The organism is Geodermatophilus sp. SYSU D00705 (assembly GCF_054050135.1).
The window spans coordinates 21,981-41,756 of the sequence record NZ_JBJGYT010000004.1; the positions used below are offsets into that span (position 1 = coordinate 21,981).

20 protein-coding genes are annotated in these 19,776 nt (G+C 74.8%); 7 read left to right on the top strand and 13 right to left on the bottom strand.

Annotated features, from left to right (window positions below):
• Window positions 1–5: 5 nt before the first annotated feature.
• The 5 genes from ACI78Q_RS04330 to dxr all read right to left on the bottom strand — a co-directional run bounded on the left by ACI78Q_RS04330 (window position 6) and on the right by dxr (window position 6,798).
• Entirely contained in the window at window positions 6–1,901 is a 1,896-nt protein-coding gene (locus ACI78Q_RS04330) for a penicillin-binding transpeptidase domain-containing protein (protein WP_456922092.1), read from the bottom strand.
• A 236-nt stretch (window positions 1,902–2,137) separates the two neighbouring features.
• Window positions 2,138–2,989 carry a GNAT family N-acetyltransferase gene (locus ACI78Q_RS04335; protein ID WP_456922093.1) on the bottom strand — a complete coding sequence of 284 codons (852 nt, stop codon included), beginning with the start codon at window positions 2,987–2,989 and terminating at the stop codon, window positions 2,138–2,140.
• Between the two features lie 8 nt (window positions 2,990–2,997).
• Window positions 2,998–4,158: a flavodoxin-dependent (E)-4-hydroxy-3-methylbut-2-enyl-diphosphate synthase gene (gene ispG, locus ACI78Q_RS04340; protein ID WP_456922094.1), complete on the bottom strand. Its 1,161-nt coding sequence runs from the start codon at window positions 4,156–4,158 to the stop codon at window positions 2,998–3,000.
• A gap of 65 nt (window positions 4,159–4,223) precedes the next feature.
• A complete protein-coding gene (locus ACI78Q_RS04345; protein WP_456922307.1) occupies window positions 4,224–5,591 on the bottom strand; it encodes a M50 family metallopeptidase in 1,368 nt (455 codons plus the stop codon).
• 1 nt (window position 5,592) lies between these two features.
• Window positions 5,593–6,798 (bottom strand): 1-deoxy-D-xylulose-5-phosphate reductoisomerase, encoded by a 1,206-nt coding sequence (gene dxr, locus ACI78Q_RS04350; protein ID WP_456922095.1) that lies wholly within the window; start codon window positions 6,796–6,798, stop codon window positions 5,593–5,595.
• Between the two features lie 220 nt (window positions 6,799–7,018).
• Between dxr and ACI78Q_RS04355 the strand changes: the two genes are divergently transcribed.
• The 3 genes from ACI78Q_RS04355 to ACI78Q_RS04365 all read left to right on the top strand — a co-directional run bounded on the left by ACI78Q_RS04355 (window position 7,019) and on the right by ACI78Q_RS04365 (window position 9,479).
• Window positions 7,019–7,345, top strand: a complete 327-nt coding sequence (locus tag ACI78Q_RS04355) for a DUF2631 domain-containing protein (protein ID WP_456922096.1) — start codon at window positions 7,019–7,021, stop codon at window positions 7,343–7,345.
• Between the two features lie 145 nt (window positions 7,346–7,490).
• Window positions 7,491–8,402 carry an LCP family protein gene (locus ACI78Q_RS04360; protein ID WP_456922097.1) on the top strand — a complete coding sequence of 304 codons (912 nt, stop codon included), beginning with the start codon at window positions 7,491–7,493 and terminating at the stop codon, window positions 8,400–8,402.
• A 132-nt stretch (window positions 8,403–8,534) separates the two neighbouring features.
• Entirely contained in the window at window positions 8,535–9,479 is a 945-nt protein-coding gene (locus tag ACI78Q_RS04365) for an LPXTG cell wall anchor domain-containing protein (RefSeq protein ID WP_456922098.1), read from the top strand.
• A gap of 73 nt (window positions 9,480–9,552) precedes the next feature.
• On the opposite strand, the gene ACI78Q_RS04370 is transcribed toward ACI78Q_RS04365, so the two are convergent.
• Together ACI78Q_RS04370 and rlmN are read right to left on the bottom strand one after the other, a co-directional pair.
• Window positions 9,553–10,272, bottom strand: a complete 720-nt coding sequence (locus ACI78Q_RS04370; RefSeq protein ID WP_456922099.1) for a VIT1/CCC1 transporter family protein — start codon at window positions 10,270–10,272, stop codon at window positions 9,553–9,555.
• Entirely contained in the window at window positions 10,269–11,444 is a 1,176-nt protein-coding gene (gene rlmN, locus ACI78Q_RS04375) for a 23S rRNA (adenine(2503)-C(2))-methyltransferase RlmN (RefSeq protein ID WP_456922100.1), read from the bottom strand. The genes ACI78Q_RS04370 and rlmN overlap by 4 nt, the downstream gene beginning before the upstream one ends.
• Before the next feature lie 33 nt (window positions 11,445–11,477).
• On the opposite strand from rlmN, the gene ACI78Q_RS04380 reads away from it, so the two are divergent.
• From ACI78Q_RS04380 to ACI78Q_RS04390, 3 genes are read left to right on the top strand one after another with little or no spacing between them, the layout of a single operon-like run.
• Window positions 11,478–12,125, top strand: coding sequence for a TrmH family RNA methyltransferase (locus tag ACI78Q_RS04380; RefSeq protein ID WP_456922101.1), 648 nt, complete (start codon window positions 11,478–11,480; stop codon window positions 12,123–12,125).
• A gap of 33 nt (window positions 12,126–12,158) precedes the next feature.
• Complete coding sequence (locus ACI78Q_RS04385) at window positions 12,159–12,935, top strand: polyphosphate kinase 2 family protein (RefSeq protein ID WP_456922102.1); 777 nt, start codon at window positions 12,159–12,161, stop codon at window positions 12,933–12,935.
• Entirely contained in the window at window positions 12,932–14,038 is a 1,107-nt protein-coding gene (locus tag ACI78Q_RS04390; RefSeq protein WP_456922103.1) for a GNAT family N-acetyltransferase, read from the top strand. The genes ACI78Q_RS04385 and ACI78Q_RS04390 overlap by 4 nt, the downstream gene beginning before the upstream one ends.
• A gap of 16 nt (window positions 14,039–14,054) precedes the next feature.
• Here ACI78Q_RS04390 and ACI78Q_RS04395 read toward each other — a convergent pair whose 3' ends face one another.
• The 5 genes from ACI78Q_RS04395 to rpsB form a co-directional block, all read right to left on the bottom strand.
• Window positions 14,055–15,137, bottom strand: coding sequence for a phosphatidate cytidylyltransferase (locus ACI78Q_RS04395; RefSeq protein WP_456922104.1), 1,083 nt, complete (start codon window positions 15,135–15,137; stop codon window positions 14,055–14,057).
• A gap of 23 nt (window positions 15,138–15,160) precedes the next feature.
• A complete protein-coding gene (gene frr, locus ACI78Q_RS04400; protein WP_456922105.1) occupies window positions 15,161–15,718 on the bottom strand; it encodes a ribosome recycling factor in 558 nt (185 codons plus the stop codon).
• Window positions 15,719–15,790: 72 nt separating this feature from the next.
• Entirely contained in the window at window positions 15,791–16,564 is a 774-nt protein-coding gene (gene pyrH / locus ACI78Q_RS04405) for a UMP kinase (protein WP_456922106.1), read from the bottom strand.
• Window positions 16,565–16,738: 174 nt separating this feature from the next.
• Complete coding sequence (tsf, locus tag ACI78Q_RS04410) at window positions 16,739–17,554, bottom strand: translation elongation factor Ts (RefSeq protein WP_456922107.1); 816 nt, start codon at window positions 17,552–17,554, stop codon at window positions 16,739–16,741.
• 110 nt (window positions 17,555–17,664) lie between these two features.
• The gene (rpsB, locus tag ACI78Q_RS04415) at window positions 17,665–18,591 is read right to left on the bottom strand and encodes a 30S ribosomal protein S2 (RefSeq protein WP_456922108.1); all 927 of its coding nucleotides are present in this window, start codon (window positions 18,589–18,591) and stop codon (window positions 17,665–17,667) included.
• Between the two features lie 308 nt (window positions 18,592–18,899).
• On the opposite strand from rpsB, the gene ACI78Q_RS04420 reads away from it, so the two are divergent.
• Window positions 18,900–19,394: a murein hydrolase activator EnvC family protein gene (locus ACI78Q_RS04420; RefSeq protein ID WP_456922109.1), complete on the top strand. Its 495-nt coding sequence runs from the start codon at window positions 18,900–18,902 to the stop codon at window positions 19,392–19,394.
• A 16-nt stretch (window positions 19,395–19,410) separates the two neighbouring features.
• Here ACI78Q_RS04420 and ACI78Q_RS04425 read toward each other — a convergent pair whose 3' ends face one another.
• A complete protein-coding gene (locus tag ACI78Q_RS04425; RefSeq protein WP_456922110.1) occupies window positions 19,411–19,776 on the bottom strand; it encodes an antibiotic biosynthesis monooxygenase family protein in 366 nt (121 codons plus the stop codon).

Below are 19,776 nucleotides of genomic sequence, written 5' to 3' on the forward strand. Positions count from 1 at the left end.
TCAGCTCAGCCGAGGCCGCCGAGGAAGGCGTCGGTCACGGCGACGGCGGCGCTGCTGGACTGGCCGCCCTCCACCAGGACGGCGAAGGCGAGGTCGCCCTGCGGACCGGCCACCTGGTAACCCATGAACCAGCCGTGTGCGTCCGGCGGGGTGTTGCTGCCGTACTCGGCCGTGCCGGTCTTCCCGTAGACCTCGCCGCGGTCGTCCAGGGCGGTGGCGGTCCCGGAGAGCACCACCTGCCGCATCATCGGCCGCAGCTGGTCGAGCACGGCGGGGTCCGGTCCGGCCGGCACGGTCCCCGCGGGCTCCGCGCCCACCACCTCGACCGGCGCCACCGGGGTCCCGCCGGCCACCCCTGCCGCGACGAGCGCCATCTGGGCCGGGCTCATCAGCACCTGGCCCTGGCCGATCGCGTCGGCCGCCTTGGTCGTCCCGGTGCTGTCGGCGGGGATGCTGCCGCTGAACACGTCGACCGGCAGCTGCCAGTCGGTGCCCACGCCGTAGGAGGCGGCCGCGGCGGCGAGGGCGTCGTCGGGCAGCAGCTCCAGCGACTGCTGCATGAAGGTGGTGTTGCAGGACTTCGCGAACGCCTCGGTGAACGGCACGGTGCCCAGGTCGAACTGGTCCTGGTTCTCGAACTCGCGGCCCTCGACGACGAACGTGCCGGGGCAGGGCACCGGCCTCTCCGGGGTCATGCCCTTGCCCAGCAGCGCGGTCGCGGTGATCGTCTTCATGCTGGAGCCCGGCGGGAACTGCCCGCTGAGCGCGTTGCCGGCGGCGGCCGCCTCGTTGGAGGAGACGGCGACGATCTCGCCGGTGCGGGGCCGCACGACCACGAGGTGGGTGGGCAGCGGCTGGCCGGCGACGGCGGCGTCCGCGGCGTTCTGGACCGCCGGCACCAGCGGCGTCTGCACCGGCTCGCCGGGCACCGGTGCGACCGCGTCGACCTCCCGGCCGGCGTCGCCGGTGCTCTCGTCGGTGCTCGCCACGCTGACGGTGAAGCCGGCGGTGCCGGTCAGCTGCTCCTGGAGGGCCCGCTGCAGGCCGGACAGGCCCAGCTGGTCACCGGAGGCGTAGGCGGGCTCGCCGTCCACCGTGGCCTCCTCCAGCACCTCCGCCGTCGCCGGGCCGACCCGGCCCAGCAGGGCCGAGGCGAAGCGGGCGGTGGGGGCCAGCAGCCGGGTGTCGGTGGGGAACACCGCGCCGGGCAGGTCGAAGACCTGCGCGCGGATGGCCTCGAAGTCGGGACGGCGCAGGGTGATCACCGGGACGAACTGACCGGCGGGCGCGGCCTGGACGTCGGCGGTGATCTCCTCGGCGGCGACCCCGGTGGCCGCCGACAGCGCCCCGGCCAGCGCGGGCAGGTCGGTGACCTGGCCCGGGTCGACGCCGACGTTGACCACCTCGGTGGGCGTGAACAGCGGCTGCCCGCCCGCGTCGGTGATCGCCGCCCGCTCGGGCAGCTCGCGGGCGAGCACCAGGTGCTGGCCCTCGCCGAGCTCGGGGTGCACGAGGGTGGGCTCGGCGACGACGTCCCAGCCCTCCTCGGCCTCGCGCAGCCGCAGCGTGGCCGGGTAGCTCCACTCGGGGGCGGCGGCGAGGTCCCAGGTGGCGGTCCACTCGACGGTGGCCGTGTCCTCCTCGACCGCGACGGCGCCCGGCTCCGGGCTCAGCGTGGCGTCGGGGAGGTCGGTCGCGGTCTGCTCCAGCAGCGCGGCGGCGGCGTCCGGATCCGTGGTGGCACCGGCCGCGGCGTCGACGTCGCCCGCGGCCCAGTCGTCGAGGAAGGCCTCCGCCGCGGCCCGCACCTCGTCGGTGGGGTCGCCCGAGCAGGCGGCCAGCGCCGGCGCGGCCAGCAGCACGAGCGTGGTTGCGAGGACCGTCCCCCGTCGTGTTCGCACGGGGAGACAGCGTTCCAGATGGCGTCGCCGATCCCCGGGAGGCCCGGCCCCCGGCCCCTGCAGGGGCCCACCGCGAGCGTGCGAGTGGTGGGGGCAGGGGTCCCGCCTCGGCTCCTGGCCCCCTGCAGGGGCCCTCCGCGAGCGTGCGAGTGGAGGGGGCAGGGTCCCGCCTCGGCTCCTGGCCCCCTGCAGGGGCCCTCCGCGAGCGTGCGAGTGGAGGGGGGCAGGGGGTCCTTCTAGAACAGGACGCTGGCGAACCGCCCGACCTCCTGGAAGCCCACCCGCGCGTAGGAGGCCCGGGCGGGGGCGTTGAAGTCGTTGACGTAGAGGCTGACCACCGGTGCGATCGCGGCGCGGGCGTACTCGACGACGGCGGCGGTGCCGGCGGTGCCGATGCCGCGGCCCCGGTGGGCGGGGGCCACCCACACCCCCTGGACCTGGCAGACGGTGCGCGACACCGCGCCGATCTCTGCCTTGAACAGCACCTCGCCGCCCTCGATCCAGGCCAGGGACTGACCGGCGCGGACCAGGTCGGCGACCCTGGCGCGGTACCCGGCGCCGCCGTCGACCCGCAGCGGGCTGACCCCCACCTCCTCGGTGAACATGGCCACCGCCGCGGGCATGAGGACCTCCAGCTCCGCGGGGCGGACCGGCCGCACGCGGGGCTCGGGGGCGACCGCGGGCGGTCCCTCGATCGCGAGCAGCGGCTGGCGGGGGCGGTGGTCGCGGGCGGGGCCCCAGGAGGGTTCCAGCAGCTCCCACAGCGGCTCGACGGCGGCGGCCGGGCCGACGATCGTGGAGCAGCGCCGCCCGGCCCGCCGCGCCCGCTCGGCGAACGCGGCCGCCGCGGTGCGCTCGGCCCCCGGCACGGTGAAGGGGATCAGGTTCGCCCCGGCCAGGCACACCGCGTCGAGGGAGCGGCCGCTGCCGACGCCCCACAGCGGGGCGCCGAGGGCCCGCGCCGCCGTCCCCGCGACCTCCACCCGCCCGGCGATGACGCAGGCCGCCACGGGGTCCGTGGCCAACAGCCGGCGGACGGCCGGCTCGTCGGTCTCGTCGAGGACCCGGGCGGTCGGCGTGCGGAGCACCGGCCGGATCAGCCGACGGTGACGACGGGCGCGCCCGAGGGGACCCCGGCGTCGGCCTGCTCGCCGGCGAGCCGCATGGCCTCCTCGATGAGGGTCTCGACGATCTGCGACTCGGGCACGGTCTTGACGACCTCGCCCTTGACGAAGATCTGCCCCTTGCCGTTGCCGGACGCCACGCCCAGGTCGGCCTCGCGGGCCTCCCCCGGGCCGTTGACGACGCAGCCCATGACGGCGACCCGCAGCGGCACCTCCAGGCCGTCGAGGCCGGCGGTGACCTCGTCGGCCAGGCGGTAGACGTCGACCTGGGCGCGGCCGCAGGACGGGCAGCTGACGATCTCCAGACCGCGCTGGCGCAGGTTGAGCGACTCGAGGATCTGGGTGCCGACCTTGACCTCCTCCACCGGCGGGGCCGACAGGGAGACGCGGATGGTGTCGCCGATGCCCTGGGACAGCAGCGCCCCGAAGGCGACGGCGGACTTGATCGTGCCCTGGAAGGCGGGGCCGGCCTCGGTGACGCCGAGGTGCAGCGGGTAGTCGCACTGCGCGGCGAGCAGCTCGTAGGCCCGCACCATGACGACCGGGTCGTTGTGCTTGACCGAGATCTTGATGTCGCGGAAGCCGTGCTCCTCGAACAGCGAGCACTCCCACAGCGCGGACTCCACCAGCGCCTCGGGCGTGGCCTTGCCGTACTTCGCGAGCAGCCGCTTGTCCAGCGACCCGGCGTTCACGCCGATCCGGATCGGGATGCCCGCGTCGCCGGCGGCCCTGGCGATCTCGCCGACCTTGTCGTCGAACTTCTTGATGTTGCCGGGGTTCACGCGGACGGCGGCGCAGCCGGCGTCGATCGCGGCGAACACGTACCGCGGCTGGAAGTGGATGTCGGCGATCACCGGGATCTGCGACTTCGCCGCGATCGCCGGCAGCGCCTCGGCGTCGTCGGTGTCGGGCACCGCGACCCGCACGATCTGGCAGCCCGCGGCGGTCAGCTCGGCGATCTGCTGGAGGGTCGCGTTGATGTCCGCGGTCTTGGTCGTCGTCATCGACTGCACGCTGACCGGGGAGTCACTGCCCACTCCCACGCCACCGACGTCGAGCTGACGGGTCTTGCGGCGCGGGGCCAGGACGGGCGGGGGCGCAGCGGGCATGCCGAGACTGACGGGGGTCGCCATGACAACCAGTATCGCCCGGCGTGCACCGCGGTGCCGCCACCGCGGCTGTGACCCGCGCCGACGCGCTACTGCAGCGTGATCGGGTTGACGATGTCGGCCACGAGCAGCAACCCCGACAGCACGATGAACAAGCCGGCGACGACGTAGGCCACCGGCATGAGGCGGGCGATGTCGAACGGCCCCGGGTCGGGGCGTCCGCGCAGCCGGGCGACCACCGAGCGCGCCTTCTCGTACAGCGCCCCGGCGACGTGCCCGCCGTCCAACGGGTAGATCGGCAGCAGGTTGAACAGGAACAGCACCAGGTTGACGCTGGCCAGCAGGCTGAGGAAGAAGCTGATCTTCTCCGCGCCGCTGAACTGCGGGATGGCGAAGACCTCGCCGGAGATCCGGCCGACGCCGACGACGCCGATCGGGCCGTTCTCGTCCCGCTCCTCGCCGAGGAAGGCGGCGCGGAACAGCTGCGGCACCTTCTCCGGGATCTCGACCAGCCGCTCCACGGAGTTGGCGACGACCATCCCGAAGTAGCCGGGCAGGTCGGCCAGGGACTGGCGGGCCAGCTCCGGCGTCGGGGAGACGCCCAGGTAGCCCGCGGTGGTCGTCTCGTCGCTGCCGGCCTCGACGTACACGGTGTTGGCGATGGGCGTGACCGTCAGGTCGCGCCGCTGCCCGTCACGCTCGATGGTCAGCGGCAGCGCCTGGCCGGGGCTGGTGCGGATCGCCTCCTGCACCGCCGTCCAGCTGTCGTAGGACGTGGGCTCCACCGGCGTGCCGCCGAGGGCGACGATCGTGTCGCCGGGGCGCAGCCCGGCGGCCGCGGCGGGGCTGCGCTGCGGCAGCGCGCACCCGGCGGCGCCGGCCTCGCACAGCGCGCCGTCGGCGGTGATCGGCACCGAGCACGGGTCCTCGGCGGTGGCGCTGGCGGCCCCGGCCGGCAGCACGCAGGCGGGGACGTCGCGCACGGTGGTGGTGAAGACGCTCGTGCCGACGGCGGTCAGCGTGATCGCGAAGAGGACGACGGCCAGCACCAGGTTGTGGAAGGGGCCGGCGAACATCACGATGACCCGCTGCCACCAGGGCTTGGCGTAGAACACCCGCCCGGCGTCGCTGGGCAGCACGTCGTTGAGCGCCTGCCCGCGGACCTCGGCGATGAAGCTGCGCATCCGGGTGGCGCGCTTGCTCTCACCCTCCTCGGCCGGCGGGATCATGCCGACGATCCGGATGTAGCCGCCCAGCGGCACGGCCTTGAGGCCGTACTCGGTCTCGCCGCGGCGCCGCGAGAACACCGTCGGGCCGAAGCCGACCATGAACTGGGGCACCCGCATGCCGAACTTCCGGGCCCAGTGGAAGTGGCCGTACTCGTGGAAGCCGATCGAGAACAGCAGGCCGACCGCGAACGCGACGATCCCGAGGACGGTCAGGAGGATCCCGCTCAGCTCAGCCTCCGGCGATGACTCCCCGGGCGTGGTCCCGGGCCCACTTCTCCGCCGCCAGGACGTCCTCGACGCAGGTGGGGGCGCCGTGGTCCGGCGCGTCGTCGAGGGTACGCGCGACGAGGTCGACGATGCCCCGGAACGGCAGCCGACCCGCCACGAACGCGGCCACCGCCTCCTCGTTGGCGGCGTTGAACATCGCCGGCACCACGCCCGCCGCCTCGCCGGCGGCCCGGGCCAGCCGGACGGCGGGGAACGCGACCTCGTCCAGCGGGGCGAACTCCCACGTGCTCGCCGTCGACCAGTCCAGCGCCGGCTGCACGTGCGGCAGGCGGTCGGGCCAGGCCAGTGCCAGGGCGATGGGCAGGCGCATGTCGGGCGGGCTGGCCTGGGCGATCGTCGCGCCGTCGGCGAAGGTGACCATCGAGTGCACGATCGACTGCGGGTGCACCACGACGTCGATGTCGGCGTACGGGACGCCGAAGAGCAGGTGCGCCTCGATCAGCTCCAGGCCCTTGTTGACCAGGGTCGCCGAGTTGATCGTCACCACCGGCCCCATCGCCCAGGTGGGGTGGGCCAGCGCCTGCTCGACGGTGACGTCGACCAGCTCCTCGGCGCTGCGGCCGCGGAAGGGCCCGCCGCTGGCGGTGAGCACCAGCCGGGCCACCTCGCTCGTGTGCCCGCCGCGCAGGCACTGGGCGAGCGCCGAGTGCTCGGAGTCCACCGGCACCAGCTGCCCCGGCGCGGCCGCGGCTGTGACCAGGTCCCCACCGGCCACCAGCGACTCCTTGTTGGCCAGCGCCACGGTGTTCCCGGCGCGCAGGGCGGCCAGCGTGGGGCCGAGCCCGATCGAGCCGGTGATCCCGTTGAGGACGACGTCGGCGGGGCGGGCGGCGAGCTCCTCCGCGGCCCGCGGCCCGGCGAGGATCTCCGGCAGGGAGTACTCGCCCTGGGCCCAGCCCCGCTGGGAGGCGGCCGCGTAGAACGCCAGCTGGAGGTCCTGGGCGGCGGTGGCCCGGGCCACGGCGACGGTGCGGACGCCGAGCGACAGCGCCTGCTCGGCGAGCAGGCCGACGTCCCCGCCCCCCGCGGCCAGGGCGGTGATCCGCAGCCGGTCGGGGTTCTGCTCGGCCACCGCGATCGCCTGCCGGCCGATCGAGCCGGTGGAGCCGAGCACCGTCACCTCACGCACGTCGCTCACCGTGCTCATCGTTCGCTCCCGCGGCGCGCTGCGCTCCTCGGTCGCCGGCGCTCCCCGCGATGCTCACGCGCCTGTCCGCTCACGGGCCCATCCTGCCCCGGCGGCGCGCCGTCCCGACCTCGGGCGGTGGGCTCCGGGGGCTCCTGCCAGAATGGGCCGGAGGGCGAGCGAGCCCCAGGACACATCGGCGCCCGCGACGGTGGACGCCGGGCGCCAGCGAGGAGAGCGCGTGAGCGAGCAGACCCACCGCGAGCGGATCGCGACGGACAACCCCGCGACCGAGCGGGTCAACCAGCCGGGCCGCGAGGAGGCCGTCGTCCGCCGCGACGCCCACCCCGTCGAGCACGAGCGGCCGGAGGACTGGGGCTGGCACGGGGAGACCGGCCGCGCCGGCCGGATCGCCTCCTGGGTCGCGATCCTGTTCATGCTCGCCTACCTCGTCGGCAACCACGAGGGCCGCGTCGAGGACTGGTGGGTCGGCGCGATCGTGCTGCTCATGATCCTGCTCAAGGTCTACGACTACTTCCGGCGGAAGAACGCCTGGCGCAGCCAGTGACGCTCCGCTGACGACGACGAGAGGCCCGCTCCCCGAGGGAGCGGGCCTCTCGTCGCTGCGGGGCCGGTACCGCCCGGCGAACGGCCCGCCGATCTGAGGTGGAGCAGTCCGGGTCCCGGATCCCCGACCACGCGGAGAGCCGCCGATGTCCCGCTCCACGCCCACCCCCACGGCCCTGCGGATCGCCCTGCTCGCGCTCGTGGCCGCCGTCGCGGTGCTCGGTGCGGACGTCGCCCTGCTGGTCACGCGCATCGACCGCGTGGCCGTCGACACGCACCCCGGGGACGAGCCGACGTGGGTGCTCCTCGGCCTGGACGACCGGTCCGCGCTGCCCGAGGGCGCGTCGACGGCGGAGTTCGGGACGGCCGACGACGTGCCCGGCAGCCGGGCCGACGTCGTCCTCGTCGTCCACCGCGGCGAGGTGCTCTCCGTCCCCCGCGACCTGGTCGTCCCGGGCGGTGACCGGCCCCGGCGGCTGGCCCTGACGTGGCTGCAGGGCCCGCAGTCGACCGTGGACGCGCTCTGCGACCTCGGCATCCCCACCGACCACCTGGTGACCGTCGACCTGGCCGGCTTCGCCGCCGTCGTCGACGCCGTCGGCGGCCTCCGCCTCGACGTCCCGCAGCCGGTCCGGGACCCGGCGGCGGGGCTGCTCGTCCCCGAGGCGGGCCCACAGCACGTGGACGGCCGGACCGCCCTGGCGCTGGTGCGGTCCCGGCACCCCGAGCACCTGGTCGACGGGCGGTGGCAGCCGGCCGCGGTGGACCCCGACGGCCGGGCCTCGGCCGCGGCGACCGTGCTGACCGCCCTCGTCGGCGCCGTCCGCGGCGCCGGCCTGGAGCCGTGGCGGCTCCAGCGGGTCGGCTGGGCGGCGACCGGCGCGCTGACCGTGGACGCCGGCACCTCGGCCACCGACCTCACGTCGCTGGCGACGGTCGACCCCGGGGAGGTCGAGGTGCTGCCGGCCCGCGCACCGGACCCCGGCCTGCCCCTCCGCTTCGCCACCGCGGGCACCGGCGCGGCCCTGGCCGCCGCCGGGCTCAGTTGCTCCCGCTGACCGGGGTACGGAACCGTTACGAACCGGTTATCTGGCGGAGTACCCCACAGCTACACCTCGGCCGACTCCCTGCCGATCAGGAGGTCAGAGCAGTCCGGAGCGCCGGACTCCTGAGCGAGCGGAGAGCCGCTGATGTCCCGCACCACCACCCGTGTCGCCGCCGGAGCACTGCTCGGCCTGGCCGTCACGGGCTCGACCCTGATCGCCGCCCCCGCCGCGTTCGCCGCCCCGGCCGCACCGGTGGTGGCTCCCGGCTCCGTGGCCGCGGAGCAGGTCTTCACCGTCTCCGGCACCGACTGCCCCGAGGGCGTCCCGGGCAACCCGAACCTGATCATGGTCGGCATCGACGACGGCAGCCCGGAGCTGCTCCAGAACGGCGACTTCGCCGCGGCGGACGGCACGTGGTCGCTCGAGCTGGCGTTCAAGGCCGGCACCACGCCGGGCACCTACGAGGTCCACGCCGCGTGCGTCGACTACCTCGGGTTCTACGAGGTCTCCCCCACCTACACCACCAACGTCGAGTACCCGGTCGCCACGGTGACCCTCGTCGACCCGAACGCCGAGCCGACCACCCCCACCACGAGCACCCCTGCGCCGTCGACCACCCCGGCGCCGACCGCCGCGTTCGTCCCGGGCGCGAAGCCCAACACGCCGGGCATCGCCACGACCACCACCTCGGCGACCACGGACTCCACCCCCGCGCCGGGTGAGAAGGTCGTCCGGGTGATCAAGGGCTTCCAGCCGTACGAGCAGGTCTCCCTCGTGCTGCACTCGACCCCGACCCCGATCGGCACCTTCCCGGCCGACGCGCAGGGCGTGCTGACCGTCGAGTTCACCCTCCCGGCCGGCGTCCCGGCGGGCACCCACACCCTCGCCTTCGACGGCAACATGGGCAGCCACTTCGAGGAGACCGTCACCGTCGTCGCGGCCGGCGCGACCGTGGCCACCGCCTCGGAGAGCCTGGCCTACACCGGCGCCGACGTCACCGTCCCGCTGGTCGCCGGCACCGGCCTGGTCCTGCTCGGCGGTGCCACCGTGTTCGCCGCCCGCCGCCGCAAGGCTGCCGCCCAGGGCTGAGCACGCCCCGCACCCCCGTCGGACGCCGGTCAGGACCTCCTGGCCGGCGTCCGCGGCGTTCCGGGGGTCCCCGTCAGGTGACGGTGACGCCGATGGCCAGCCCGATCGCGTAGGTCACGCCCGCGGCGATCCCGCCGAACAGCACCTGCCGCAGCGCGGCGGACCACCAGGGCCGCGGCGTGAACCGCGACGACAGCGCCCCGGCCGCAGCGAGCCCGACGCCGCCGCACAGCAGCGCCACCCACAGCAGCGAGACGCCGACCAGGTAGGGCAGCAGCGGGACCACCGCCCCGGTGGCGAAGGTCAGGAACGAGGACACCGCCGCGACCACCGGCGACGGCTTGTCCTCCGGGTTGAGCCCGAGCTCGGCGACGACGTGCAGCCGCAGCGCCGTGTCGGGGTCGCGGGACAGCTGCCGGGCGACCAGCGGGGCGAGCTCGTCGTCCACCCCGCGGACCCGCAGCATCTCCACCAGCTCGGCCAGCTCGCCGTGCGGGTTGCGCTCCAGCTCCCGGCGCTCCTTGGCGACCTCGAGGTCGAGCTGCTCGTTCTGCGTCCGCACCGAGGTGTACTCGCCCAGCGCCATGGAGATCGCCCCGGCGACCAGGCTGGCCACGCCCGCGAGCACGATCGCCCGCGGCGCGGCGCCACCGCCGCCCACCCCGGCCACCAGCGCGGTGTTGGTGACCAGCCCGTCCATGGCCCCGAAGACCGCGGCCCGCAGCCACCCGCCCGAGACGTCGGAGTGGGTGTGCGCGTGCGCCTCCGCCGGCGGCTCGCCGGCGGCGCTCACTCGTCCGCCTCGGCGCCCAGCTCCACCGGCGGCTCGAGGGACGGCGTCGGCACGGCCACGCTGGGGACTCCCTCCACCCGGTCGGCCGCGGCCAGCTGACCGCAGGCGCCGTCGATGTCCTGACCGCGGGTGTCGCGGACCGTCGTCGGCACCCCGGCGGCGCGCAGCCGCGCCACGAACTCGCGCTGGGCCGGCAGCGGGCTGGCGTCCCACGGGCTGCCCGGCGTCGGGTTGAGCGGGATGAGGTTCACGTGCGCCCGGCGCCCGGCGAGCAGCCGGCCCAGCAGGTCGGCCCGCTCGGGCTGGTCGTTGACGTCCCGGATGAGCGCGTACTCGATCGAGTACCGGCGGCCGGTGCGCTCGGCGTAGGCGTCGGCGGCGCCGACGACCTCGTCGACCTTCCAGCGGGTGTTGATCGGCACCAGGGTGTCGCGCAGCTCGTCGTCCGGCGCGTGCAGGCTCACCGCGAGGGTCACGTTGAGGCCCTCCTCGGTCAGCCGCCGGATCGCCGGGACGACGCCGACGGTGGAGACGGTGATCGACCGCTGCGAGAGGCCCAGCCCGTGCGGGGTCGGCGTGACCAGCGCGTCGAGGGTCTTGCGCACCCGCGCGTAGTTGGCCAGGGGCTCGCCCATGCCCATGAAGACGACGTTGGACAGCCGGCCGGGGCCGCCGGGGATCTCGCCGCCCGCCATCGCCGCCGCGGCCGCGACCGCCTGGCCGATGATCTCCGCGGCGGACAGGTTCCGGGTCAGGCCGCCCTGCCCGGTCGCGCAGAACGGGCAGGCCATGCCGCACCCGGCCTGGCTGGAGATGCAGACGGTGGCGCGGTCCGGGTAGCGCATGAGCACGCTCTCGACCAGAGCGCCGTCGTGCAGCCGCCACAGCGTCTTGCGGGTGCGCCCCCCGTCGGCCGACTGGTGCCGCACCGGCGTCAGCAGGCCGGGCAGCAGCGCGCCGGTGAGCGTCTCGCGGACGGCGGCCGGCAGGTCGGTCATCTGGGCCGGGTCGGTGACGCCCCGGTAGAAGTGCCGGGCCAGCTGGTCGGCACGGAAGGCCGGCTGACCGAGCTCGGCGACCGCCGCGCGGGCCTCCTCACGAGTGAGGTCGGCGAGGTGGCGTGGGGGCTTGCCCCGGCGGGGGGCGTCGAAGACCAGGGGCAGGGCAGTCATGGCGCTTCCCATGGTCCCACTAGCGTCGGCCGGGTGACCGAGGCCGAGAGGGAACTCACCCCCGTGGACGGTGTGGGGGTCGGCCCCTGGGAGGGTCCGTGGCCCGACGACCCGCGCTACGACCCCGAGCTGCTGGCCGCCGGTGACCGCCGCAACGTCGTCGACCACTACCGGTACTGGACCGTCGAGGCGATCGTCGCCGACCTGGACACCCGCCGGCACCCGTTCCACGTCGCCATCGAGAACTGGCGGCACGACCTCAACATCGGGACCGTCGTCCGGACGGCGAACGCCTTCCTCGCCGAGGCCGTCCACGTGGTGGGCCGCAAGCGGTGGAACCGGCGCGGCGCGATGGTCACCGACCGCTACCAGCACGTGCGCCACCACGCCGACGTCGCCGCGCTCGCCGCGTGGGCGCGCGCCGAGGGGCTGCCGCTGCTCGCCGTCGACAACCTGCCCGGCGCCCGGCCGCTGGAGACCGAGCCCCTCCCCCGTGCCTGCGTGCTGCTGTTCGGCCAGGAGGGCAGCGGGCTCACCGACGAGGCGCGGGCGGCCGCCGACGGCGTCCTGTCCATCGCCCAGTTCGGCTCCACGCGGTCGATCAACGCCGGCGTGGCGGCCGGCATCGCCATGCACGCCTGGGTGCGGCAGCACGCCGCCCCGGCGAGCGCTCCCGGATGACAGCCCGATCGCCGTCCGCCAGGCTTCCCCGTCATGAGCCGGTTGTCCGAGGTCGACCTGGGTGCGCGCCTGTCGAAGGCCGACGCCAAGAAGCAGCTCGCCGAGGCACAGCGGCGCTTGCTGCACCTGCGCCTGCTGCTCGGTGGGCAGCTCGGCACCGGTGAGCTCGGCCCGCCGCTCTGCGTCTTGTTCGAGGGTCTGGACGCCTCGGGCAAGGGCGGGGCGATCAAGCGGCTGGTCGAGCCGATCGACCCCCGGCACGTGCGGGTCGCCCAGTTCGCCGCCCCCACGCACGACGAGAAGCGGCACCACTTCCTGTGGCGGTTCTGGCCGGTGCTGCCCGGATGGGGTGGCATGGCCGTCCTCGACCGCACCTGGTACGGCCGGGTGCTGGTGGAGCGGGTCGAGGGGTTCGCCTCCGAGGAGGCGTGGCGGCGGGCCTACACGGAGATCGTCGACCTGGAGACCACGCTGGCCGCCGAGGGCATGGTGCTGGTCAAGTTCTGGATGCACGTCTCCCCCGAGGAGCAGCTGCGCCGCTTCGAGTCCCGCCGCGACGACCCCTACCGGGCCTGGAAGCTCACCGACGAGGACTGGCGCAACCGAGGGAAGCGGGAGGCCTACGAGGCCGCGGTCGAGGAGATGCTCGAGCGCACCGACCACGCGGGCGGTCGCTGGCACGTCGTCGCCGGGGACGACAAGCGGTCCGCCCGCGTCCAGGTGGTGCGCACCGTGTGCGACCAGGTCGAGGCGGCGCTGGACGCGGCCGGCATCGACCCCGACCCGCCGCTCCCCGGAGTCGCCCCGTGACGACGCCGCCGGTGCTCGTCCACCTGGTCGAACCGGCCGCCTGGCGGAGGGCGCTGACCGACGAGGCGCTGCGGCCGCCGTCCCTGGCCGACGCCGGCTTCGTGCACCTGTCCACGCCGGAGCAGGTGCACCTGCCCGCCGGCCGGCTGTTCCCCGGACGCCGCGACCTCGTGCTGCTCGTCGTGGACCCGGCCCGGCCGGCCGGCCCGCTGCGCTGGGAGCCCGGCGCTCCCGAGGACCCGCCGGACCAGCGCTTCCCGCACCTCTACGGCCCGCTGCCCACCTCCGCCGTCGTCGCGGTCGTGCCGTGGCGCCCGCCGGTCGAGCCGGTCCTCCCGATGCCGGACGACGAGCTCGGCCGGGTCCAGGCGCTGCAGACCTCGCTGCAGGTGCGGCGCGCGGCCGAGGTCCGGGACGTGCCCGGGGGCGTGGCCGTCTCCGATCCCCGCTTCCCGCACTCCCGGGACGACAACACGGTCGTGCTCACCTCGCCCACCGACGCGGCCACCGTGGCCCGGACGGCGACCACCGCGGCCGCGGAGCTGGACTGGCCGGTGGCCGCCGCGATCCTGCGCTGGAGCGGGGCGGAGGCGGTCGCGGGCGAGCTGGGCGCGACGGGCTGGGAGGCCTCGGAGCTGGTGGTGATGGCCCGCGATGCCGCTGCCCTGCCCGGCGGCGAGACGGCCGAGGCCGTCGACCAGCGGGAGCTGCACGCCCTGTGGGACCGCTCCTGGCGGCGCGGGCTGCCACCGGTGCCCGGCCTCGACGAGGTGGTCGCGCAGCTGATCGGCCGGGAGCACCGCACCGCCGAGGTCGTCGCCGTCCACGACGTCGCCGTCCGGGCGGCCGGGCGCCCGGTCGCCGCCGGCCAGCTGCGGGTCGACGGCGCGACCGCGGTCGTGGAGTCGGTGATGACCGAACCGGCCGCCCGGGGCCGCGGGCACGCCGACGCCGTCCTGGCGCGGCTGGTGTCGCTGGCCGCCGGGGCCGGCTGCGACCTCGTGGCGCTCGAGGCGGACGCCGACGACTGGCCGCGGCACTGGTACGCCTGCCGCGGGTTCCGGGTCGTCGGCTCCAGCTGGGAGGTCGTCCGGGGCGGGTGAGGCCGGCCGAGCCCGCTCAGGCCGGGGCGACCCAGGCCAGCAGCAGGTAGGCGACGGCCGCGGACGGCAGCAGCGAGTCCAGCCGGTCCATGATCCCGCCGTGGCCCGGCAGCAGGTTGCCCATGTCCTTGATGCCGAGGTCCCGCTTGATCAGCGACTCCCCCAGGTCGCCGGCGGTCGCCGAGACGGCCAGCGCGGCACCGAAGAGCACCCCGCCCCACCACGGGCCGTCCAGGGCCAGGGTCACGACCGGGGTGGCGATGAGCACGCAGGCCAACACCGACCCCGCCATGCCCTCCCAGGACTTCTTCGGGCTGACCGACGGCGCCATGGGGTGCCTGCCCAGCAGGACGCCGGCCGCGAAGCCCCCGACGTCGTTGCCCACGACGGTGGCGATGAACAGCAGCACCCGGGCGGCGCCGTCGTCCGGGACGAGCAGCAGGACGGCGAAACCGGCCAGCAGCGGCACGTAGGCGACGACGAGGACGCCGGCCGAGGCGTCGCGCAGGTAGCCCACCGGGCCGTCGCCGAGCCGCCACAGCAGCACCGCCAGCACGGTCAGCAGAAAGCCCACGACCAGGCCCGAGGAACCCCGGGTCCAGGCCAGGCCCAGCATCGCCACCGCGCCGACCAGCACCGGGGCCAGCGGCGCGCGGGCCCCGCCGGCCTCCAGCGCACGGCAGAGCTCGACGATGCCGACGAGGATCGCCGCGCCGACCACCAGGAGGAACGCCGGCCGGTAGACCAGCAGCGAGACCACGATGACCGCGCCGAGGCCCACGCCCACGCCGATGGCCGCGACCATGTCCCGGCCGGCCCGTCCCGGCTTCTTCGCGCCGGGGACGAGCGTGGGACCGATCGACTCGGTGGTGGACGTGGGGACCGTCGCCTCCACGGTCGCCGGCGCCTCCACGGTGGCGGGCGCCGCCACGGTGGCGGGCACCTCCACCGTCGCGGGCGCCTCCTGCGGCAGCCCGGTGGCGCGGTGCTCGACCGCCGGGAGCCCGGACGTGCGGACCTCCGCCGCCGGCCGGGCCGGTGGCGGTGCGGGACGGCGGCCGACGATGGGGATCGGCCCGGTGTCGGGATCAGGTGTCATGAGCGGTGGAGCGACGGTGCGGCTCAGACCTCGAGCAGCTCGGTCTCCTTGTTCTTGACCGCCTCGTCGATGCCGTGCACGTGCTTGGCGGTCAGGTCGTCGAGCTCCTTCTCCGCGCGCCGGACGTCGTCCTCGCCGGCCTCCCCGTCCTTGGCGATGCGGTCGAGCTCCTCCTTGGCCCGGCGCCGCACGTTGCGGATGGCGACCTTCGCGTCCTCGCCCTTGGACCGCGCCATCTTGACCAGGTCGCGGCGGCGCTCCTCGGTCAGCTGCGGGAAGACGACGCGGATGATCTGGCCGTCGTTGGTCGGGTTGACGCCGAGGTCGCTGTCGCGGATGGCCTTCTCGATGGCCGACAGCTGCCCGTTGTCGTAGGGCTTGATGACCGCCATGCGCGCCTCGGGCACGGTGATCGACGACATCTGCGGCACGGGCGTGGGGCTGCCGTAGTAGTCGACCAGGATCTTGTTGAACATCGAGGGCGCCGCACGCCCGGTGCGCACAGAGCCGAGGTCCTCCCGAGCGACCGACAGGGCCTTGTCCATCCGCTCCTCGGCGTCGAGCAGGGTGTCGTCGATCACGGGTCTCTCCTCCTGGGGCGGCGGACGGTCTCCGCCGCGGGTGTCGCGGGTCTGCGGGCTGCGGCCGCCGGGTCAGGCGGGGTCGCTGATCAGCGTGCCGATCTTCTCACCTGCGACCGCACGGGCGATGTTGCCGTCGCGCAGCAGGTTGAAGACGACGATCGGCATGCGGTTGTCCATGCACAGGCTGATCGCGGTCGCGTCGGCCACCTTGAGCTGCTTGGCCAGCACGGTCGCGTAGTCCAGGTCGTCGTACATGACGGCGTCGGGGTTGGTGCGGGGGTCGTCGTCGTAGACGCCGTCCACCCCGTTCTTGCCCATGAGCAGCACCTGGCACTCGATCTCCAGCGCGCGCTGGGCGGCCACCGTGTCGGTGGAGAAGTACGGCATGCCGGCGCCGGCACCGAAGATCACCAACCGGCCCTTCTCCAGGTGCCGGATGGCCTTGCGCGGGATGTAGGGCTCGGCGACCTGGCCCATGGTGATGGCCGACTGCACGCGGGTCTCGAGCCCGGCCTTCTCGCAGAAGTCCTGCAGGGCCAGGCAGTTCATGACCGTGCCCAGCATGCCCATGTAGTCGGCCTTGGTGCGGTCCATGCCGGCCTGGGACAGCTCGGCCCCGCGGAAGAAGTTGCCCCCGCCCATGACGACGGCGACCTGGGCGCCCTTGCCCACCACCTCGGCCAGCTGCGTGGCGATGCCCCGGACGATGTCGGCGTCGACCCCCACCCTGCCGCCGCCGAAGGTCTCCCCCGACAGCTTGAGCAGGACCCGCTTGTAGCCGGCGCGGTCGGCGGGCTGGAAGGCGGTGGGCGCGGACAGGGGCACGGCAGCGGTGTCGGTCAAGGCTCATTCCCTCGCTCGGTGGCGGTTCCCCTGATCCTGCCGCATCGGCGTGCGGCAGCTCCCCGCGGGCGGGTTACCCACGGCAGGGGCTGGACAGACCACCGGCCCCGTCCCGGGGTCGGGACGGGGCCGGTGATCGGCGTGCTCAGTGGTGCTCGGGCCGCGTGGCGGACCTCAGGCCTGGCCGACCTCGAAGCGGACGAACCGCTCGACGGTCAGGCCGGCCTCGTCGACGATCTGCTTGACCGTGCGCTTCGGCTCGGTGATCGACGGCTGCTCGAGCAGGACGAAGTCCTTGTAGTAGGCGTTGACCCGACCCTCGACGATCTTCACGATCGCCTGCTCGGGCTTGCCCTCCTCCTTGGCCGTCTGCTCGGCGACGCGCCGCTCGGTCTCGACCGCCTCGGCCGGGACCTCCTCCCGGGTGAGGTACCGCGGGCGGGCGGCGGCGATGTGCATCGCCAGGCTGCGCGCGGCGTCCTCGCTGCCGCCGGAGTACTGCACGGCGACACCGATGGCCGGGGGCAGGTCGGTGGCCCGCTTGTGCAGGTAGGTGGCGGTGGTGCCCTCGAAGACCGCGAACCGGGAGATCACGAGCTTCTCGCCGATGCGGGCCGACTCGGCCTCGACCAGGGAGGCGACGGTCTGGCCGTCGACCTCGGTGGCCAGCAGCGCCTCGACGTCGGCCGGCTTGGTGGCCAGGACGACGTCGAGCAGCCGCTCGGCCAGCTTGACGAAGTCGGCGTTCTTGGCGACGAAGTCGGTCTCGCAGTCGAGCTCGAGCAGCGCGCCGTCCTTGTTGACGACGACGCCGTTGGTCGTGGAGCGCTCGAGGCGCTTGCCGACGTCCTTGGCGCCCTTGATGCGCAGCAGCTCGACGGCCTTGTCGTAGTCGCCGTCGGCCTCGGTGAGGGCCTTCTTGCAGTCCATCATCCCGGCGCCGGTCGCGTCGCGGAGACGCTTGACGTCGGCAGCGGTGAAGCCAGCCATGTCACTTCCCTACGGGTCTGGGGTGGGTGCTGAGTCTGTGGTTGCCGGACGGCGCTCGTCCGGACGTGCCGGGGCGCCGTCCCCGCGTGAGCGGGGACGGCGCCGCGGGGTCAGCCGTTCTGGGCGCCCTGGGTGCCGGTCGCGGTGTCGCCCGTGGCGGGGACGCCCTCGACCGGGGCGACCTCGGCCGCGGAGACCTGCGGCTGCTCGGCCGGGGTCTCCGGGAGCGGGGTGGCGCCGGCGTCGGCCTGCTGGCCGGTGAGCAGCTCGCGCTCCCAGTCGGCCAGCGGCTCGTCGCCGCCGATGGCGGGCTGCTCGCCCTCCTCGCGGCCGGCGTTGGCCTGGGCCGCCGAGCGGGCCATGAGGCCCTCGGCGACGGCGTCGGCGATCACGCGGGTGAGCAGGGCGGCGCTGCGGATGGCGTCGTCGTTGCCCGGGATCTTGTAGTCGACCTCGTCGGGGTCGCAGTTGGTGTCGAGGATCGCGACGACCGGGATGCCCAGCTTGCGGGCCTCGCCGACGGCGATGTGCTCCTTCTTGGTGTCCACGATCCAGACGGCGCTGGGCACCTTCTGCATGTCGCGGATGCCGCCGAGGCTGCGCTCGAGCTTGGCCTTCTCGCGGCTGAGGACCAGCTGCTCCTTCTTGGACAGGCTGACCAGCACGCCGGTCTGCTCCATGTCCTCGAGCTCCTTGAGCCGCTGGAGGCGCTTGTGCACGGTCTGGAAGTTGGTGAGCATGCCGCCCAGCCAGCGCTGGTTGACGTAGGGCATGCCGACCCGCTGCGCCTGCTCGGCGATGACCTCCTGCGCCTGGCGCTTGGTCCCGATGAACAGGATCGAGCCACCGTGGGCGACGGTCTGCTTGACGAACTCGTAGGCGTTGTCGATGTACCCGAGCGTCTGCTGCAGGTCGATGATGTAGATGCCGTTGCGCTCGGTGAAGATGAAGCGCTTCATCTTCGGGTTCCAGCGACGGGTCTGGTGCCCGAAGTGGACGCCGCTGTCGAGCAGCTGCTTCATGCTGACGACTGCCATGGCCGCAGCCTTCCTGTGTGCGCGCGGCCGCCGGGCGGCCGCGCTCCTCGGTTGTCGCGGGCACCGGGTGGTGCACCGCCCTGGCGTCCGGGCGCCACACCACCCCGCGGGAGGACCGTGGGGACCGAGGTGGCGACCGCCCCGCCGTCGTGCGGCGGGGATGAGGACGCGCGAAGTCGACCCGCGCGAGGCGGGTCGCACCGAGCAGCATACGCCTCGTCCGCGGTGCCCATCCCCAGCGGCCGGGTCCGTCCACAACCGGGCCGCCACCGGCCGCCCGCTCCCCTGCCGGCGGCAGGGTGCTCCCCGTGCGCGCCCTCGCCGTCGTCCTCCTCGCCGTCGTCTGGCTGCTGGCCCCGGCGCCCGCCGTCGCCGAACCCGCTCGGCCGGCCGCTGCCGCCCTCTGGGTGCGGCCGGTGGACGGCGCGGTGACCCGGCCCTTCGACCCGCCGCCGGACCGCTACGGCCCCGGCCACCGCGGCGTGGACCTGGCCGGCTCCCCCGGCGCGACGGTGCTGGCCGCCGGGGACGGCGTCGTCGCCTTCGCGGGCACGGTGGCCGGGCGGCCGGTGGTGAGCGTCGACCACCCCGGCGGCCTGCGCACCACCTACGAACCGGTGACGCCGGGCGTCGGCGCCGGGCAGGCCGTGGCGCGCGGCTCCCCCGTCGGCACGCTCGCCGAGGGGCACGCCGGCTGCCCGGTCGCGGCGTGCCTGCACTGGGGGCTGCGCCGCGGGGAGACCTATCTGGACCCGATGGCGCTGCTCCGCCCGCCGGAGGTGCGGCTGCTGCCGATGGGATGACCTGCTGCCGGCGGCGTCACGCCCGGGGCGGGGGCTGCTCCCCGGCCCCGCAGTCCACCCCGGCGTCGGCCTCGGCGTCGTGCGGGTCGGCGGTGAGGACCGTGGCGAAGTGCTCGACGGAGGGGAACGGGTCGTAGAAGTGGTGCAGGAGCGCGCGCCACCGGGCGTAGCCGGGCGAGCCGCGGAAGCCCTCGGTGTGGTCCTCGACGCGGTCCCACTCCACCAGCAGCAGGTAGGTGGCGGGGCGTTCGAGGCACCGGCTCAGCGTCAGCCTCCGGAACCCGGGCGTCGCCGCGATGACCGAGCGCGCCCGGGCGAACGCCGCCTCGAACTCGGCTTCCTGCCCGGGCCGGACCGGCAGCAGGGCGTGCTCCAGGACCAC

Coding starts and splice junctions, on each gene's coding strand:
- ispG (WP_456922094.1), bottom strand. CDS start 4,158: ATGGCGACCCCCGTCAGTCTCGGCATGCCCGCTGCGCCCCCGCCCGTC.
- dxr (WP_456922095.1), bottom strand. CDS start 6,798: ATGAGCACGGTGAGCGACGTGCGTGAGGTGACGGTGCTCGGCTCCACC.
- ACI78Q_RS04360 (WP_456922097.1), top strand. CDS start 7,491: ATGTCCCGCTCCACGCCCACCCCCACGGCCCTGCGGATCGCCCTGCTC.
- ACI78Q_RS04365 (WP_456922098.1), top strand. CDS start 8,535: ATGTCCCGCACCACCACCCGTGTCGCCGCCGGAGCACTGCTCGGCCTG.
- rlmN (WP_456922100.1), bottom strand. CDS start 11,444: ATGACTGCCCTGCCCCTGGTCTTCGACGCCCCCCGCCGGGGCAAGCCC.
- ACI78Q_RS04385 (WP_456922102.1), top strand. CDS start 12,159: ATGAGCCGGTTGTCCGAGGTCGACCTGGGTGCGCGCCTGTCGAAGGCC.
- ACI78Q_RS04395 (WP_456922104.1), bottom strand. CDS start 15,137: ATGACACCTGATCCCGACACCGGGCCGATCCCCATCGTCGGCCGCCGT.
- tsf (WP_456922107.1), bottom strand. CDS start 17,554: ATGGCTGGCTTCACCGCTGCCGACGTCAAGCGTCTCCGCGACGCGACC.
- rpsB (WP_456922108.1), bottom strand. CDS start 18,591: ATGGCAGTCGTCAGCATGAAGCAGCTGCTCGACAGCGGCGTCCACTTC.